Origin of the sequence: Microcoleus sp. PH2017_24_DOB_U_A, from assembly GCF_020738205.1 — a bacterium.
In the GTDB taxonomy this organism is placed as follows: Bacteria; Cyanobacteriota; Cyanobacteriia; order Cyanobacteriales; family Microcoleaceae; genus Microcoleus.
This window is the reverse complement of the sequence record NZ_JAEQCT010000096.1, coordinates 25,788-41,994: the sequence shown is the minus strand read 5'-3', so window position 1 is coordinate 41,994 and position 16,207 is coordinate 25,788. Positions and strand designations below refer to the sequence as shown.

The 16,207-nt window shown below is 46.3% G+C and carries 14 protein-coding genes; 10 read left to right on the top strand and 4 right to left on the bottom strand.

Going from position 1 to position 16,207, the window contains the following annotated elements; all coding sequences use genetic code 11:
• Positions 1–158: 158 nt before the first annotated feature.
• Entirely contained in the window at positions 159–2,870 is a 2,712-nt protein-coding gene (gyrA, locus tag JGK07_RS25220) for a DNA gyrase subunit A (RefSeq protein ID WP_293219207.1), read from the bottom strand.
• A 403-nt stretch (positions 2,871–3,273) separates the two neighbouring features.
• Here gyrA and JGK07_RS25215 point away from each other — a divergent pair, with 403 nt between their 5' ends.
• On the top strand, positions 3,274–4,197 hold the full coding sequence (locus JGK07_RS25215) for a histone deacetylase (protein WP_293179726.1): 924 nt from the start codon (positions 3,274–3,276) through the stop codon (positions 4,195–4,197).
• A gap of 373 nt (positions 4,198–4,570) precedes the next feature.
• Positions 4,571–4,759, top strand: a complete 189-nt coding sequence (locus tag JGK07_RS25210) for a hypothetical protein (protein WP_015175516.1) — start codon at positions 4,571–4,573, stop codon at positions 4,757–4,759.
• 550 nt (positions 4,760–5,309) lie between these two features.
• Here JGK07_RS25210 and JGK07_RS25205 read toward each other — a convergent pair.
• On the bottom strand, positions 5,310–5,543 hold the full coding sequence (locus JGK07_RS25205; protein WP_293206596.1) for a hypothetical protein: 234 nt from the start codon (positions 5,541–5,543) through the stop codon (positions 5,310–5,312).
• A gap of 31 nt (positions 5,544–5,574) precedes the next feature.
• On the opposite strand from JGK07_RS25205, the gene JGK07_RS25200 reads away from it, so the two are divergent.
• A complete protein-coding gene (locus JGK07_RS25200; protein WP_293193188.1) occupies positions 5,575–6,597 on the top strand; it encodes an ATP-binding cassette domain-containing protein in 1,023 nt (340 codons plus the stop codon).
• 166 nt (positions 6,598–6,763) lie between these two features.
• On the top strand, positions 6,764–7,099 hold the full coding sequence (locus tag JGK07_RS25195; RefSeq protein ID WP_293193185.1) for a DUF433 domain-containing protein: 336 nt from the start codon (positions 6,764–6,766) through the stop codon (positions 7,097–7,099).
• Between the two features lie 106 nt (positions 7,100–7,205).
• Here the strand turns inward: JGK07_RS25195 and JGK07_RS25190 are convergent, their stop codons facing one another.
• Complete coding sequence (locus tag JGK07_RS25190) at positions 7,206–7,820, bottom strand: Uma2 family endonuclease (protein WP_293193184.1); 615 nt, start codon at positions 7,818–7,820, stop codon at positions 7,206–7,208.
• Between the two features lie 211 nt (positions 7,821–8,031).
• On the opposite strand from JGK07_RS25190, the gene JGK07_RS25185 reads away from it, so the two are divergent.
• From JGK07_RS25185 to JGK07_RS25175, 3 genes are all read left to right on the top strand, one after another.
• On the top strand, positions 8,032–8,790 hold the full coding sequence (locus tag JGK07_RS25185) for a Uma2 family endonuclease (protein WP_293193183.1): 759 nt from the start codon (positions 8,032–8,034) through the stop codon (positions 8,788–8,790).
• 76 nt (positions 8,791–8,866) lie between these two features.
• The gene (locus tag JGK07_RS25180; RefSeq protein WP_293179809.1) at positions 8,867–9,754 is read left to right on the top strand and encodes an ABC transporter permease; all 888 of its coding nucleotides are present in this window, start codon (positions 8,867–8,869) and stop codon (positions 9,752–9,754) included.
• Positions 9,755–9,939: 185 nt separating this feature from the next.
• Positions 9,940–10,326: a hypothetical protein gene (locus JGK07_RS25175; RefSeq protein ID WP_293179696.1), complete on the top strand. Its 387-nt coding sequence runs from the start codon at positions 9,940–9,942 to the stop codon at positions 10,324–10,326.
• 128 nt (positions 10,327–10,454) lie between these two features.
• Here JGK07_RS25175 and JGK07_RS25170 read toward each other — a convergent pair whose 3' ends face one another.
• Positions 10,455–11,204 carry a trans-aconitate 2-methyltransferase gene (locus tag JGK07_RS25170; RefSeq protein WP_293179693.1) on the bottom strand — a complete coding sequence of 250 codons (750 nt, stop codon included), beginning with the start codon at positions 11,202–11,204 and terminating at the stop codon, positions 10,455–10,457.
• A gap of 292 nt (positions 11,205–11,496) precedes the next feature.
• Between JGK07_RS25170 and JGK07_RS25165 the strand changes: the two genes are divergently transcribed.
• The 3 genes from JGK07_RS25165 to bioA all read left to right on the top strand — a co-directional run bounded on the left by JGK07_RS25165 (position 11,497) and on the right by bioA (position 16,195).
• On the top strand, positions 11,497–12,972 hold the full coding sequence (locus tag JGK07_RS25165) for an adenylate/guanylate cyclase domain-containing protein (RefSeq protein WP_293179690.1): 1,476 nt from the start codon (positions 11,497–11,499) through the stop codon (positions 12,970–12,972).
• 280 nt (positions 12,973–13,252) lie between these two features.
• The gene (locus tag JGK07_RS25160; protein ID WP_293206605.1) at positions 13,253–14,758 is read left to right on the top strand and encodes an adenylate/guanylate cyclase domain-containing protein; all 1,506 of its coding nucleotides are present in this window, start codon (positions 13,253–13,255) and stop codon (positions 14,756–14,758) included.
• A gap of 129 nt (positions 14,759–14,887) precedes the next feature.
• Positions 14,888–16,195, top strand: coding sequence for an adenosylmethionine--8-amino-7-oxononanoate transaminase (bioA, locus tag JGK07_RS25155; protein ID WP_293179684.1), 1,308 nt, complete (start codon positions 14,888–14,890; stop codon positions 16,193–16,195).
• Positions 16,196–16,207 lie beyond the last annotated feature (12 nt).

Genomic DNA, 16,207 nt, shown 5'->3' with positions numbered 1-16,207 from the left:
TTTTGATCTATATTACCTGTTTATCTTGCACTTTTTTCTCCCTCGCGCCATCTAAACCTATGCCACGCAATATGTGATTGATTTTTCAGCAAGCCCTACATACCTTAACCTTAAAAAGCAGTAAGGGTGCACCGCAGCACACCCTACAAACCATTAACCTAGGACTCTTCTGTCGCTTCCTCAGATAGCGCTTCTTCGATCGATTCCTCACCCGAAGCCGGCACCAAAGCCACAGCTACGATCGAATCATCCTCATCCAAGCGCTGCACCCGCACGCCCGTTGCAGTCCGGGATTGCGTGGAAATTGCACTCACAGCTTGACGGATAATAATACCTCGGTTGGTAATAATCATCAATTCGTCATCTTCGTTGACAATTCGCAGCGCAGCTACCTGATCCTTGCCCTTTTTCGACTTGAATTTGGTAGCAGTTAATCCCTTGCCTGCCCGTCTTTGTAGGCGGAATTGAGAAACAGGAACTCGCTTACCGTAGCCGTTAGTTGTGATTACCAACACCGAAGGAACTTCGCTATTAACTGTGGGAATTTCTTCGGCATCTTCGCCTTCAATTTCCTCAGCTTCCAGTTCTAATTCTTCGTCTTCCAATTCCACATCGCCCGTTTCCAATTCAGCAATTTCTACTCCTTCAAATTCCGAGTCGCCCGTTTCTAACGGAGCAATATCTGTTCCTTCCAATTCTGAATCTTCTGTGTCAGCAATTTCGGCAACAATGGAACTTGGCAAGATGTCCATGCTGATCAACTCATCGCCCGATCGCAATTTCATTGATTTCACACCCCGAGTCGCCCGGCCAACCGGACGCAACTGCTCGTGATTGGTGCGGAAGTGAATCGCCATACCTTGGCGCGTACCGATGATGATGCTGTCACCAACTTTTGCTCTCCGCACCCAGCGCAATTGGTCGCCTTCTTCTAGAGAAATCGCGATTAACCCATTAGTGCGGATGTTCGCAAAAGCTGAAAGTGCAGTTTTCTTGATGTAGCCGCCGCGAGTTAGCATCACCAAGTATTCTTCGCTGGTGAATTCTGTAACTGACACCATAGAAGTGATTTTTTCTTCTATAGGAATCGGCAACAGTTGCACCACGGGAGTGCCGCGCGCCGTCCGGGAACAGACGGGAATTTGATAAGCTTTGAGAGAGTAAACTACGCCTCTGTCGCTAAAGAACAAAACGCTGTCGTGATCGCAACAGGAAAGGAAATGTTCTACTCCGTCATCTTCCTTCATTTTCGCGCCTGCTTTGCCACGAGTAGCGCGACTTTGGGCCTCGAAAGTGCTGACAGGCATCCGCTTGATGTAGCCTTGCTCTGTGATCAGAATAATTGCTTGTTCGTTGGCAATTAAATCTCTTTCATCGATTTCTCCTTCGGCGTGTTCGATGACGCTGCGTCTGGGAGTGGCGATTTTAGTTTGAATTTCGACTGCTTCAACTTCAGCGATTTCTAAGATCCGTTCCCGGCGCGCCAAGATATCTTCCAAATCGGTGATTTTTATTCGCAGTTCTTCGTGTTCTTGCTGAATTTTTTGTGCTTCCAATGCTGTCAAACGCCGAAGCTGCATTTGCAGAATTGCGTCGGATTGCTGTTCGGAAAGACCGTAATTCTCGATCAATTCTTGTTTGGCAGCGGCGGAGTCGGCAGCGGCACGAATTAGGTGAATAATGGCATCTAAATTGTCTAGGGCAATTAATAAGCCTTGCAGGAGATGGTCGCGTTCTTCTGCTTTGCGGAGTTCGTATTGAGTCCGGCGAGTAATTGTCTCAATGCGGAAGTCTAGGAAGACATTGAGGAATTGTGAGAGCGTCAGTAGTTGGGGTTCCCCGTTTACTAGCGCTAACATATTGGCTCCAAAATTTGATTGGAGCGGTGTTTGTTTGTAGAGGTTGTTGAGGACGACGCGGGGATAGGCGTCGCGTTTGAGTTCGATCACGATCCGCATTCCGTCTCTATCGCTTTCGTCGCGAATGTCGGAAATCCCATCTAATCTTTTGTCGTTTACCAGTTCGGCAATTTTCTCAATTAACGCTGCCTTGTTTGTTTGGTAAGGCAATTCGGTGATAATAATTGCTTCTTTGTCGGGGCGGCCGGCGTGTTCGATGGTTTCAATGCCGGCGACTCCGCGCATTGTAATCGAGCCGCGCCCGGTGGTGTAAGCATCGCGAATGCCGCCTCTGCCGAGAATTTGCCCGCCGGTGGGAAAGTCCGGGCCGGGAATGTACTGCATCAATTCCAGGTCAGTAAGGCCTGGATTGTGGATTAGCGCTACCAAACCGTCAATTATTTCGCCCAAGTTGTGCGGCGGAATGTTGGTGGCCATCCCTACGGCGATCCCGGAGGAACCGTTGAGCAAAATTTGGGGGATGCGTGCGGGGAGTACGAGGGGTTCTTGTTGGGAACCGTCGAAGTTGTCGCCGAAATCAACTGTTTCGCAGTCGATGTCGCGCAGCATGGAGTCGCTCGTCAGGGCTGTGAGGCGACATTCGGTGTACCGCATGGCAGCGGGCGGGTCGTTGTCAACGGAGCCGAAGTTGCCGTGGCCGTTGATCAGGCGTTCGCGCATGGAGAAATCTTGAGCCATCCGCACCAGGGCGTCGTAAACTGCTGTATCTCCGTGCGGGTGATACTTGCCCAGCACCTCCCCGACGACGCGGGCGCATTTGCGGAATGGTCGATCGGGAGTCAAGCCCAATTCGTTCATGGCGTAGAGAATGCGTCGGTGAACGGGCTTGAGACCGTCCCTAGCATCTGGTAGCGCCCGACCGACTATTACGCTCATGGCGTATTCCAAGTACGATCGGGACATCTCACCACCCAGATCCGTCGGGATTATCCGCGACTCAGAGATACTCATAGGTTGAAAAACTCCGCTAAAACTTTAAATTTGACCGCTATAAATCCCCAAAATGCGATAAAATCGATTTGGATTCAGTTGAGCTGCCAAATATTGCAAATTACTCCTAAAATTATATCACAATTTGCCCTTAACTTTATGGGAAAGTTGCCAGAAAAATTAAGGGACGAAACAAGGGAAATTTGTAAATTGACAGTTGGTGATTTAGTCATCAATTGGCAAAATCTAAAAAGGTTTTTTTAGGCGGTCTGGTTTCATGCTTTGGTGAGTTTTTTTGAGGGCTATATAAAAAATTAAAATGGTGGCCCGATCGCAATTTTAATTTCACAAAACCGAAGGCCTTCTTAAAGCAAACTAAAAATCTAAAATCTAAAATCTAAAATCTAAAATCTAAAATCTGCTGATGCTACCCGTCATCTATTCCGAAGATTTTTTGCTGCACAAGACTGGAATGCTTCACCCAGAGCGACCAGAACGTTTGACGGCGATCGTCAATGCTCTGAAAGCTGCTCCCTGGGCCGATCGCATTGAGTGGCAACTCCCCACCCCAGTGGCGCAGCGCGAACCAGAACTGCTCTCGGCGATCAAAAAAGTTCACGCGCCAAGATACATCAAAGAAGTCGAACATTTGGCTCATCGTGGAGGTGGCTACCTCGACGGTGACACGCCGATTTCTGCTGAAAGTTACGACGTAGCGCTGCTGGCGGCGAGTGCTTGGCTCGATGGGGTCGATCGAGTTTTAGCAACCAACGAACCGGCTTTTACGATCGCCAGACCGCCGGGACACCACGCCGAAAACAGCCGTGCGATGGGATTTTGCTTGTTTTCCAACGCTGCGATCGCAGCTCGCTATGCCTTGGAACAGCCGGGAATCAACCGCGTCGCCATCCTAGACTGGGACGTGCACCACGGCAACGGCACTCAATCTTTGGTGGAAAACAGCAGGCAAATCGCCTACTGTTCCCTGCACCAATCTCCCTGCTATCCAGGAACCGGAGATGCTGACGAGCAAGGTGCTTACAACAATGTGCTGAATATTCCCCTGTATCCGGGTGGCGGCATAGCTGAATACCTGAGCGCCTTTGAATCTCTTGTCGTACCGTTTTTGTCAAATTTTGAACCAGATTTGTTGATTGTCAGCGCCGGTTACGACGCAATAGCCTCGGATCCGCTGGCCAGCATGAATCTGGCGCCGTCAGATTTCGGTACTTTCACGGGATATTGCCTACAAATCACTCGCCGCATAGCCTTCGGTTTGGAGGGCGGTTACGCGCTGCAAGAGTTGGCCGAGTCGGTTGTAGCGACTATTGACCGGTGCCTCAATTAGCTGCAAAATTGGCAGACGGGATTAGGAGGTTGAGAAGGGATTAGGAGGGGATTGACAGCAATGGCGGGCGATCGCGAAAGTTGAGATTTGTCGATCGCCCGATCGGCCTTCTCCCCTCGAACCTCTCCCCTCTGCCTTCTGCCCTCGATCAACTGTCAACTGTCAACTGTCAACTGTCAACATCTGTGACAAGCATCACGAATTTAAAAGATCCGAGTCACTGAGCGTCTAAGTCTCAGTCACAAATTTTTAGCCTAAAAATCACACCGTGTCAATGTTTTCGATCGCAGGAATCGGCGATCGGACAGAGCATAATAGGACTACGATCAGCCTGTAATATTTTAATATCTCTCAATCAACTAGGAGGTTTATCATGTCCGTTTCCCAAATGACACTCGAAGAATTATTTGGTCAGGTCATGTTCTCTAGTGTCGTGACTCGCCACGACCGGAGACAGCTAAGATCCGCACTCTTAGAAAGAACCCTGAATGAAGATGAGTATGCCATCATCAACCGACTGCTGTACAATGTGCGTCGCGGTTGGGTGAAAATTGTCGATTAAAGACCCAGCACCCAACCCCCGAGCGAGAAAGAAGTTCATAGCCTTTTCAATTTTCGCTTAAAGAATTGGTAATGACTGATGATTATCGGGGTATAGAACATGGGCCTACAGTTACATTCTTTTGCAAACTGGATAAAATTAGAACTTGCCACTTAGGGAAGTTTTCCGTGTTTTTAAGCGACAGTTTAATGTTTGGAGAGCGGTGTTAATGATTCTAATTGCGATCGACATCCGCCTAGAAGTAGAGATATTTATAAAATAACAGGTTTCGGGTGCATCTCTACTTGTTTAAAAAATGTGAGTTTTGAGTTGCTAACTTCCAAGTTAGAATTAACTCAAAACTCATACTTGTTTGGAGGTAACAGAAGAAGGAAGAAGGAAGAAGGAAGAAGGAAGAAGGAAGAAAGAAGAGGGTAGAAGGTAGAAGGAAGAAGGAAGAAGGAAGAAGGAAGAAGGAAGAAAGAAGAGGGTAGAAGGTAGAAGGAAGAAGGAAGAAGGAAGAAAGAAGAGGGTAGAAGGTAGAAGCAATCGAACGTAAGGTTTTCAGTCATTAAGAATATCTGAACCGTCGAGCGCGGTTGCTAGAAAATTTTATATTTGAGATTAGGAAAGAGTGAGGGCGATCGGGATTAGGAAGTGCCATCAAGTGCAAAAATTTTAAACCGTTATCAAAAATCAAAACAATCAGCAGTTTCGGGTTGAGTCGGAATGTGCGATCGCCACAAGCACAGGAAGTCGGAACGTGCGATCGCCCATTCCGGCAAATTAAGCCCAGAAGTGTCAAAATATTAACAACCAGTTCATCCTTAAAATATATGGCTCCCGCCGTTTTAATTGAAAATCTTCAGAAACGCTACGGCACTGTAGAAGCCGTTAAAGATGTTTCCTTCAAGGTAGAACCGGGGGAAATATTTGGTTTGCTAGGCCCCAACGGTGCAGGCAAAACCACAACCCTGCGGGTACTATGTACCTTGAGTGCCCCTGATAGCGGACGTATTGAAGTGTCAGGCATTTCAGCAGTCAGCCAGCCGAGAATGGCCAGACAGAAACTCGGCTACGTCGCCCAAGAAGTCGCTCTCGATAAGGTGTTGACAGGGCGCGAACTCCTGCAATTGCAAGCGGCGCTTTACCATTTGCCGCGCAAGACTATTAAAGGGCGGATTGACGAAATGGTGAAACTCCTCGGTTTGGAGGAATGGGAAAATAAAAAAACGGGTACCTATTCCGGCGGTATTCGCAAGCGCCTCGACTTAGCTGCTGGATTGCTTCACCAGCCGGATGTTTTGGTGTTAGACGAACCGACTGTCGGGCTAGATATTGAGAGTCGGGTGGTAGTGTGGGATTTCCTGCGCCGCTTGCGGGAGGAAGGTACGACGGTGTTGATTACCAGCCATTATCTCGAAGAAGTCGATGCTTTAGCCGATCGCGTGGCGATTATTGACAAGGGTACGGTGATTGCACAGGGGACGCCGGAGGAGTTGAAAAATCGCGTTGGGGGCGATCGGGTGACTTTGCGGATTCGGGAGTTTTCGCCACTGGAAGAAGCCGAAAAAGCCCAAGCTTTAATGGAATCTCTGCCTTTCGTCCAAGAAGTAATTATCAACAGCGCCCAAGGAAATTCTCTAAATTTGGTAGTAACACCGCACAGCGACGCGCTGGTGACAATTCAGCAAGCCTTGAAAGATGCGGGACTTCCTACTTTTGGGATTGCTCAATCTCGTCCGAGTTTGGATGATGTGTATTTGGCGGCGACTGGTAAAACGCTGTTGGATGCGGAGTTGGCTGCTGCTAGCAATCGGGATTTGAAGGCTGAACAAAAACAGGCAATGCGATCGTAGTTTAGTTTAGGTGGTTATTATGGGTGCGGGGTCAGAAACCCGGTTTCTCAGGAAAATCTGGTTGGGTGACGAGAAATCTGTAAAGAAACCGGGTTTCTTTGGCCTTAGTCCTATTTAAGATGATTCGACGGTTGAATACGATAGTAATTTTGGGAGATATTAATAGATGAATCTTGTTTTAGAAGTTGAAGCACCTCCTTTCCGAGAAGATGCAACAGGTGCTATTCGGGTGGGAAACTCAAGAGTTTTGCTGGAATTGGTGATTCGAGCTTTTCAAGATGGTGCATCGCCGGAATCCATTGTGCAGCGTTATTCTACTGTGTCATTGTCTGATGTCTATAGTGCGATCGGCTATTATCTCCGACACCAGGAAGTAGTGGAAGCTTATCTCAATTATCGCGAGAAATTAGCAGATTCCGTTCATCAGCGTTTGTTGGGCATTCAACCCGATTTGACTGTTGTGCGATCGCGTTTGTTAGCCCAAAAAAATCTTGAGGGTTAACTATTTTGTAAGGTGCGTCGCTGTGAGATTGTCGATCTTTTTGAGGATTTTTGATGGCGACGCACCCTACAGCTACTGTCAACTGTCAACTGTCAACTGTCAACTGCTATACATCCAATACTTGCTCTGCTGTCAGCGCTAATTCTGGGAAAGTTCGGGAAATAATTCGCTCATTTCCTCGAAAAGCCGTCATTTGATAAACCCCATTTTCATCAAGCAAGTAAACAAAAACTGTAGGAACTTTCGGATTACCTAAATAATCGCGACTTCCCAAAGCTAAATAATCGACAATCCAGTATTCCGAAATTCCCAGACGCTGATATTCATCCAGCTTATCGATATAATCATCTTCCCAATTGGTCGATACAACTTCTACAACTAATTGCAGCGGTTCAGTTATGGCTGAGTAGGCAAAAGGCTGTGATTCCCAGAGAGTTTTATTTATTACACTAACATCAGGATGGCGACCTTGTTCTCTACCATTTGAGGTTAAAGTCCTCACCATGAATCTGCCAGACACCCTGTAATTGAGGGGGACGCGATCGATTTCTTTATCAAACTGTTTGACAAGGAAATAGGCAAGATCCTCGTGCAGTCTTATTGGTAATATTCTCACAATTTCTCCATTGACAAGTTCATAGCGGCCTTCTTCATCGGGAAGTTGCTTTACAAATTGCTCGAAACTGAGCATCTGCTTAGGTTGGGTACGAATTGCGGTCATGGTTTTCTCTCATTTAGGTAGATTAGGACTTAGGATGGTGGCCCAGAAACCGGGTTTTTTTCCCGAAAGATGCGTTATACACCGTAAATTCGGTAAAAAACCCGGTTTCTTTAATCGGAGTGCGTTTAGGACTGTAGATATTTAAGACTATTCTGCAACCATTTTAACATGAGGATATAATTAAAACTATTGCAGCCAAAAGGTGAACGGCATGGTTCAACAACTCGTCCCACAAACAACACAACAAATCATCTATCCCGACAGCGACGGTCAACCAATGGCAGACAACACCAAACAATTCCGCTGGATTGTCACAATCAAGGAAAACCTAGAAATCTTATTCGCGACTTGCGCTGACGTATTTATTGCCGGCGACTTACTCTGGTATCCCGTCGAAGACGATAACAAAACTCGCAAAGCACCTGATATATTAGCAGTCTTTGGTAGACCAAAAGGAGACAGGGGATCTTACAAACAATGGGAAGAAGATAATATTCCACCTCAAGTGGTTTTTGAAATATTATCTCCTGGAAATACCAGCACAGAAATGCTCAGAAAACTATTCTTCTATCAAAACTACGGAGTTGAAGAATATTATATTTATGACCCAGATACCTTAGAATTTACAGGTTCTCAACGAGTGGGCGATCGCCTAGAAGAAATCCCAGAAATCAACGGTTGGGTCAGCCCCCGCTTGGGTATACGGTTTCAACTCACACCAGAAACCCTGGAAATTTACCGCCCAGACGATCGCAAATTCCTCACTTCTGTAGAATTAGATCAACTTCGAGAACAGGAAAGCCAACGGGCCGATCGCGAACAGCAAGAAAAAGAACTTGCTCAGCAAGAAAAACAACTCGCTCAACAACAGCTAGAAGCAGAACGTACTCTGCGACAACAGGAACAGCAACGCTATCAAGCTTTAATAGAATTGCTGCGAGAAAAAGGCATTGACCCTCAACAATTGTAAGGCCGATCGCCCGCCCAACACCAATCCCTCCAGACTTGCTATCCTAAAGATAGTTAAATTTAATCCACAAGCAATTATGAGCGGTACTGTTACATCCCCCAACCTCAACCAGCAGCGGCCACTCACCACGCCATCCGCTGACACTTCGAGTTCCCTGCTGGCCGACTTCATCCAAGAAACACTAGCCTTAACCAAGCGCCTGTTTATTCAATTGCAGCGCCGCCCCTCCACCCTAGTTGCAGGAATTATTCAGCCGCTGATGTGGTTGGTTTTATTCGGAGCTCTGTTTAAAAATGCACCAGCCGGCTTGTTCGGCGAAAGCCAGAATTACGGACAATTTCTTGGCGCAGGCGTAATAGTTTTTACTGCATTTGCAGGCGCGCTGAATGCCGGTTTACCGATTATGTTCGATCGCGAATTCGGATTTCTCAACCGCCTGTTAGTCGCGCCCCTGGCTTCGAGATTTTCCATAGTCCTCGCTTCGGCTATTTTTATCGTCACCCTCAGCTTTATCCAAACAGGCACAATCGTTACGGCGGGAGCCTTTTTGGGTTCGGGATTCCCCGGACTTGCTGGACTGGGCGCGATCGCCCTCATAGTCCTACTATTAGTTTTGGGCGTCACCGGTTTGAGTCTAGGTTTAGCCTTCGCCCTTCCCGGTCACGTAGAATTGATTGCGGTAATTTTTGTTACTAACTTGCCGCTATTATTTGCCAGCACCGCCCTCGCGCCGCTGTCGTTTATGCCAGACTGGCTGCAAGTTGTCGTCACTCTCAATCCTCTCAGTTATGCGATCGAACCCATCCGCTATTTGTACCTCCACAGCGATTGGTCGCTAGCTAGCGTCGTAATGCAAGCTCCTTGGGGTACAGTTACCTTTGGAGGAGCGCTATTAGTCCTGCTGGCGTTTGATTTGGTGGCGCTCCTCAGCATTCAACCCCTGCTGCGGCGCCGGTTTGCTTAGATCGCACGGCGGTTGAAACCGCGTCTACAAAAACCAAGTCCGCCGGACGCCGACTGAAAAAAATAACGTAATTTCAACTGGCTGGTCTTCTTCAACCCGCGGAGGCGGGTTTTGTATGTATAGACGCGGTTTCAACCGCCCGGTCTTCTTAGCAATTGTTTTTTTGAAAGTACAACGAATAAATCATGAACAACAAAACTTCTAAATCAGGCAAATTGATGGTGCGGATTGCTGCAAGTGCGATCGCCACCAGTGCTCTTTTGTCACCTCAAGCAACCTTCGCTCAAGCCAGCGGTTTAAATAATAACAACCCCCAACCGCTGCAAGACTTTCAAACTAAAGACAACACCGACCCTTTTTCCGGCCGCAGCACCGGAGGCGGAATATTTGATTTAATTCACAGATCCAGACTCGGAGGTGGCCGCAGCATCGAAGAATTCAATACTGAACAGCGCCAAAATTTGAACGACGCCGCCGCCGATTTTCGCAACAAACAGCGCCAAATGCTGGAAAAACAAGCAGCACCTGCACCGGGGGCGGCACCTACAGAAATTACTGCCCCCGCCCCTTAAATTTACAACTGTTGTTTGCTCATTTCCTAGTCCGCGAAGGCGGACTTCGTTTGACTTGCGACAGCGATTTCAATCCCCCAATCTGCTTTGTTTGACTCGCGACAGCGATTTCAATCGCCCAATTTGCTTTAACTAACAAACCCCCCAAACACCGCCATACCGTAGTATTTCCAAGGAACTGCCACAGTCTCAAATCCAGCATTTGCCAGCATTTCCAACTGTGCCGCAACTGTCGCTAGGCGATCGGGATTAGAATAGCCGTAAGACACACTCGTCCCCACACCAGCACGAATTGTGGCTAAAGTTTCCCCCTGACTTAGCGCCCAATCTTCTCGCGCCGCTTGATAAATATCCTTCATTACTGCTGATTCTGCCAAAACAGGATCGGCATTCCAAAAACAGCCGCCAGCAGTTAAACTTTCGCGAATCCGTTGAAACAACTTCAACTTCATTTCGTCCTCAAGATGGTGAATTGCCAGAGATGAAATAGCAGCATTAAACTTATCCCCCAAACCTAAAACATTTGGATTGTTCGCCCATTCTCCAAAATCCAATTCTATGCCAGTCCACCGCGCTGCGTATCCGGCCGACTCTATTTTGGTGCGGGCAAAATCAAGCATTCGCGGCGAATAATCCACAGCAAATATTTCCGCAGACGGGTAGCATTGCAGAACTTTTAAACTCAGTTCCCCCGTACCGCAGCCGAGTTCTAAAATGCGGTGGTTGTTGCTAGCAATGCAGCCAACTAATACATCCAGCATTTCGTCATATTTAGGTAAAAGTCGCCGAATGCCCGTATCAAAATCCGCAGTGTTGACAAAAACTTCTCCCGGAAAAATTTCATTGCGTGCAGGTGAGACAGTAGAGTCAGAATTCACGATCGCCAATTAGAGACTACAATCGTCATCCTAACCGAAATAGAGCAAAAAGTGCATGAAGTAGGGAAACGGCACGGCGCCGTGTGCTTACCGATATTTTATTTCATTTAGATTAAAAAATATATAAAGTTATGCGTACTGTTACGGACAAGGGAAACACTCGCGGTAAACAAGAATTAACCATCCCTTGCACTATCGAGTCTTGCTTTACAGCAAAACACTCTGAAAAAGCAGTGTTATGTTAGTAGTGCATAAAATTAAATCAATATCGAACCTCACATTTGAGGATAGCATGGACAAATTGATTTCTCGCAGTCTGGCTGCCATCAACCAATTAATTTACAAGCGAATTCTGCTTCTGATGACAATTTTATTTTGTGTAGGCGTAGGAGTAGCGATGGCAAATATGTCTCGTCTTTCATCTACCCTAATACAAGCGCAAGCCCTCCAAAATGCTACACTTTACGCCCAAGCTATTAAAGAAGCCCGCACCCTTTACAGTTCTGATGTTATCAGTCCTCTCAACACGAAGAAAGCGATTAACTTTACCCACGACTACAACCCAATATCAACAAAAGTAACAGTTCCCGTACCTGCCACCTTCTTAATAGAACTCGGCAACCAGATTACCAACAAAAATCCCGAAGTATCAGTTCGTCTCTACAGCGACTACCCGTTTCCCTGGCGGCGAGAAGAAGGTGGTGCCCGAGACGATTTTGAGCGTCAAGCTATTACCTATTTGATGCAAAATCCAACCGGACAATTTTTCCGCACTGAGGATTTTCGCGGTAAGCCCGCATTTCGATATGCCCAGGCAGATCGTCTCCTTCCTAGTTGCGTTAACTGTCACAACACTAACCGCGATAGTCCTAAAAAAGACTGGAAAGTGGGAGATGTGCGCGGGATATTAGAAATTACTCAACCTCTAGAAACCATTACTCAAAAAACTAGAAGCGGACTGAAAGACCTGTTTTTACTGTTAGCAGGACTTTCAACTTTAGGCATCGCAGGATTAACTTTAGCTCTCAGCAGGTTGCGCCAAAATGCTAAACAATTAGAACAGCGGGTCAGGGAACGCACGGCACAATTGCAAGAAACTAATGTAGAATTGTTGAAAGAACAAGAAAAAAGCGATCGCCTGCTGCTCAATATTTTACCCGAATCCATTGCTGCCAAGCTAAAAGACGGTCAAAGCAGCATTGCTGACGGCTTCGCCGAAGTCACGATTTTGTTTGCCGATATCGTCGGCTTTACCGTGCTTTCAGCGCAAATATCTCCCGAAGAACTGCTAGTTTTTCTCAACGAAATTTTTTCGGCCTTCGATAATTTGACAGAAAAGTATGGCTTGGAAAAAATCAAAACAATAGGAGATGCTTACATGGTAGTCGGAGGTTTGCCAACTCCCAGCACCAACCACGCCGAAAGCATTGCGGAAATGGCTTTAGATATGCAGGAGGAATTAGCGAAATTTAATGCCAAACATCATTCAGGAATTAACATTCGGATCGGCATCAATACCGGGCCTGCGATTGCGGGAGTTATTGGTACCAAAAAATTCATTTACGACCTCTGGGGCGATGCCGTCAATACAGCAGCCCGCATGGAATCCCACGGAATTGCAGGCGCGATTCAAGTCACAAAATCAACTTACGATATCTTGCAAAATAAGTATCTGTTTGAAGACAGAGGAATTATCCATGTCAAAGGCAAGGGTGATATGAATACTTATTTACTTGTATCCCGATTAGTTAGTGTAGTTTCGGTTTAATTTGTTTATTATATTATTAAGGAGCTAGCCAATACGCTTGGGATCGGAAGACCGGGCGGTTGAAACCGCTTCTACACAAAAAAACCCGCCTCCGCAGGTTGAAGAGCGGGCGGTTAAAATTACGCTATCTTCTTTCTTCAGTCCGCGGAGGCGGACTTCGTTTGTGTAGGCGCGGTTTCAACCGCCGTCCTATCTTGGTTGAAAAACCCAAAATTTATTACAAGAAACCCAGTTTCTTTTCCTATGTCCTAAATTAGCCCTTTGCAGAAGACTAAATTTTATGTCAGCGCGCATTTTATCATTCTTGGAGTTTTTCAAATCTCGGTTGTCTAGACAAATAGCTTTGTGGGTGTTTGCTAGTATTCTTGTGATAGAGGGAATTATTTTAGTTCCCTCTTATTTTCGGCGCGAAAATGAACTTTTAAATCAACTGGAACAGGTATCTCACGCGACTGTTGAGGCTCTAGAGGTTTTGCTAAAACAAGATATTTACGATCGTACTGTCTTTGAAGAAGAAGTCAAAAATATTACTAAGGATTCTCAAGTAGTATTAGGACTATCTATTTACCAATTTGACGACCAGCTAATATATCAACTTGGTGAAGCACCCAAAATTGATTTGGATGAACTAAAACTTGCTCGTATAATTCGCCAGAAAACTTTCGATGGCAAGCGCTACGATATTGCTTGGACAGAGCGACATTTGGGAGGAGATTATACGTTAATTGTTCGGCATGATGCTTCTACTGTTCAACCAGAACTATACGCATTTATAGGGCGGGTTGCTATTTTAGTTATTATTATATCAGCCTTTGTCACTTCTGTAACTATGCTGTTTTTAGGGGTGACAGTAATTGCACCAATCTTGAGATTGCGCGATGATTTGATCGCTGCGGGAGTAGCTTTGAGCAAAGATAGAGAAAAACCTGATTTCTACTCTCTCTCTGTCAAGCGCGATGACGAGTTGGGAGAAGTTATGGTCGCCTTCAATCAAATGTTTCAACGAGTTTACAAGGAAATTGCACAGCGGAAACAAGCTGAGGAAATATTGCGCGCCGAACAAGAAAAGTCGGAACGTTTACTGCTAAATATTTTACCTGAAATGATTGCCGATCGCCTAAAACAAGGTCAGATAAATATCGCAGATGGATTTGCTGAGGTGACGGTGCTGTTTGCGGACATTGTGGGCTTTACCGAAATATCCTCTCGCACGTCTCCAGCAGAATTAGTCGAACTGCTGAACAAAATATTTTCAGCTTTCGATTGCTTAAGCGAGAAATACGGCTTGGAAAAGATTAAGACAATCGGTGACAATTATATGGTAGCAGGCGGTTTGCCACTTCCATCTACAAATCATGCAGAATGTATTGCCGAAATGGCGATGGAAATGCAGCAAGAAATTATGAAATTTCGCGACGAATCCGATATACCTCTCAGTATCCGCATTGGAATTAATAGCGGGCCTGTGGTAGCCGGTGTCATCGGTACTAAAAAGTTTATTTACGACTTGTGGGGAGATGCTGTAAATACAGCAAGCCGCATGGAATCCCAGGGACTCCCTGGTAAAATTCAGGTTAGCGGCTCAACTTATGAATTGCTGCGCGATCGGTATGTGTTGGAAAAACGCGGTAAAATCAATGTTAAAGGAAAAGGAGCAATGACGACTTATTTGCTGATTGGCAGAAAAAATTTAACTGACAAATTCAACTATCGCCCGGGAATACCGGATCTGGCGGTAGACGTTTCAGCGCCCCCGCCCCCCAACACTAAACTAGATTTTTTTTAACGAACCGCGAAGGCGCAAAGGACACGAAGAAAGGAAGAAAAGAGAAGAAGAAAGAAGAGAAGATAAAGGGTTCACAATTGAGTTACAATTGCTTTAAAATGCAGGTTGATATTAGTGGCAGGGGTAAAAATGACTGCGAAGCAGGAACATAATTCTTCAACTTCACCAATTTGGCAGCCCTTCACGCAAATGAAAACTGCTCCGGCGCCGCTGAAGGTAATTAGCGGCAAAGGATCGCTGCTGGAATTAGAAGATGGGCGGCTAATTCTTGACTGTATTTCTAGTTGGTGGGTGACGATTCACGGGCACAGCCATCCTGTTCTGGCTGAGGCTCTTTACGAACAAGCCAAAAAGTTAGAACACGTAATCTTTGCGGGATTTACTCACGAACCTGCACAGAAACTTGCTGACAAGTTGATAACTCATACGCCTGATTCTTTGACGCGGATTTTCTTTTCTGATAATGGTTCGACTGCTGTTGAAGTTGCTCTGAAAATGGCGTTTCAATATTGGCTAAATCTCGGAGAAACTAACCGCACTAGCTTTATTGGTTTTGAGGGAGGTTATCACGGCGATACTGTGGGCGCGATGTCTGCGGGTAGAAGTTCGCTGTGGTGGGAACCTTTTGCGCCTTTAATGTTTGCTGGGGATGTTGTGCCTTTTCCTGCGACTTTTGATGGCGATGATGAGGTGGAAAGCAAGGAGGCGGCGAGTTTGGAGAAACTTGAGTCTTTGTTGAAGCATGGGAAGGGGTATGCGGGAATTTTTATCGAACCTTTGGTGCAAGGTTCTGCGGGTATGCGAATGTGTCGCCCTGAGTTTTTGCGGGCGATCGCACAAATGGCCCGCCAGTTTAATGTATTGTTGATTTACGATGAGGTGATGACTGGTTTTGGGCGCACGGGCGAACTGTTTGCTTCTGTTAAATCTGACACTGCACCGGATATCCTGTGTTTGTCTAAGGGATTGTCTGGCGGCTGCTTGCCAATTGCTGTCACAATGGCATCGGAGCATATTTATCAAGCTTTTTGGCGAGATGAATCGGACAAAGCTTTTTATCACGGTCATTCTTATACCGGAAATCCCTTAGCTTGTGCGGTGAGTGTAGCATCCCTGGAGCTTTTGGAGCAAAACCCAAATGCCTATCAAGGAATGGAAAAACTGCACCGCAAATACCTGAATCAATGGCTGATAGATCATCCTAAACTCGAACGGATTCGGACTTGCGGCACTATCGCAGCAATGGATGTGAAAACGGAAAGCGTTTCCGGTTATTTTAATGACATCGCCCCTGTATTGAAAGCCAGATTTCTGGAAGCGGGGTTTTTGCTCCGCCCCTTGGGAAATACGCTTTACTTGATGCCTCCCTACTGCATTTCTCCTGATGAACTCGAATCGATTTATCGGATAATTCGTCAGGTTTTGGATACTCTGTAAACCCTTAAATTT

Excerpts from the sequence above, each read along its gene's own strand:
- JGK07_RS25165 (WP_293179690.1), top strand. The coding sequence starts at position 11,497 with ATGGACAAATTGATTTCTCGCAGTCTGGCTGCCATCAACCAATTAATT.
- JGK07_RS25195 (WP_293193185.1), top strand. The coding sequence starts at position 6,764 with ATGAATCTTGTTTTAGAAGTTGAAGCACCTCCTTTCCGAGAAGATGCA.
- JGK07_RS25175 (WP_293179696.1), top strand. The coding sequence starts at position 9,940 with ATGAACAACAAAACTTCTAAATCAGGCAAATTGATGGTGCGGATTGCT.
- bioA (WP_293179684.1), top strand. The coding sequence starts at position 14,888 with ATGACTGCGAAGCAGGAACATAATTCTTCAACTTCACCAATTTGGCAG.
- JGK07_RS25180 (WP_293179809.1), top strand. The coding sequence starts at position 8,867 with ATGAGCGGTACTGTTACATCCCCCAACCTCAACCAGCAGCGGCCACTC.
- JGK07_RS25185 (WP_293193183.1), top strand. The coding sequence starts at position 8,032 with ATGGTTCAACAACTCGTCCCACAAACAACACAACAAATCATCTATCCC.
- gyrA (WP_293219207.1), bottom strand. The coding sequence starts at position 2,870 with ATGAGTATCTCTGAGTCGCGGATAATCCCGACGGATCTGGGTGGTGAG.
- JGK07_RS25200 (WP_293193188.1), top strand. The coding sequence starts at position 5,575 with ATGGCTCCCGCCGTTTTAATTGAAAATCTTCAGAAACGCTACGGCACT.
- JGK07_RS25190 (WP_293193184.1), bottom strand. The coding sequence starts at position 7,820 with ATGACCGCAATTCGTACCCAACCTAAGCAGATGCTCAGTTTCGAGCAA.
- JGK07_RS25160 (WP_293206605.1), top strand. The coding sequence starts at position 13,253 with ATGTCAGCGCGCATTTTATCATTCTTGGAGTTTTTCAAATCTCGGTTG.
- JGK07_RS25210 (WP_015175516.1), top strand. The coding sequence starts at position 4,571 with ATGTCCGTTTCCCAAATGACACTCGAAGAATTATTTGGTCAGGTCATG.
- JGK07_RS25215 (WP_293179726.1), top strand. The coding sequence starts at position 3,274 with ATGCTACCCGTCATCTATTCCGAAGATTTTTTGCTGCACAAGACTGGA.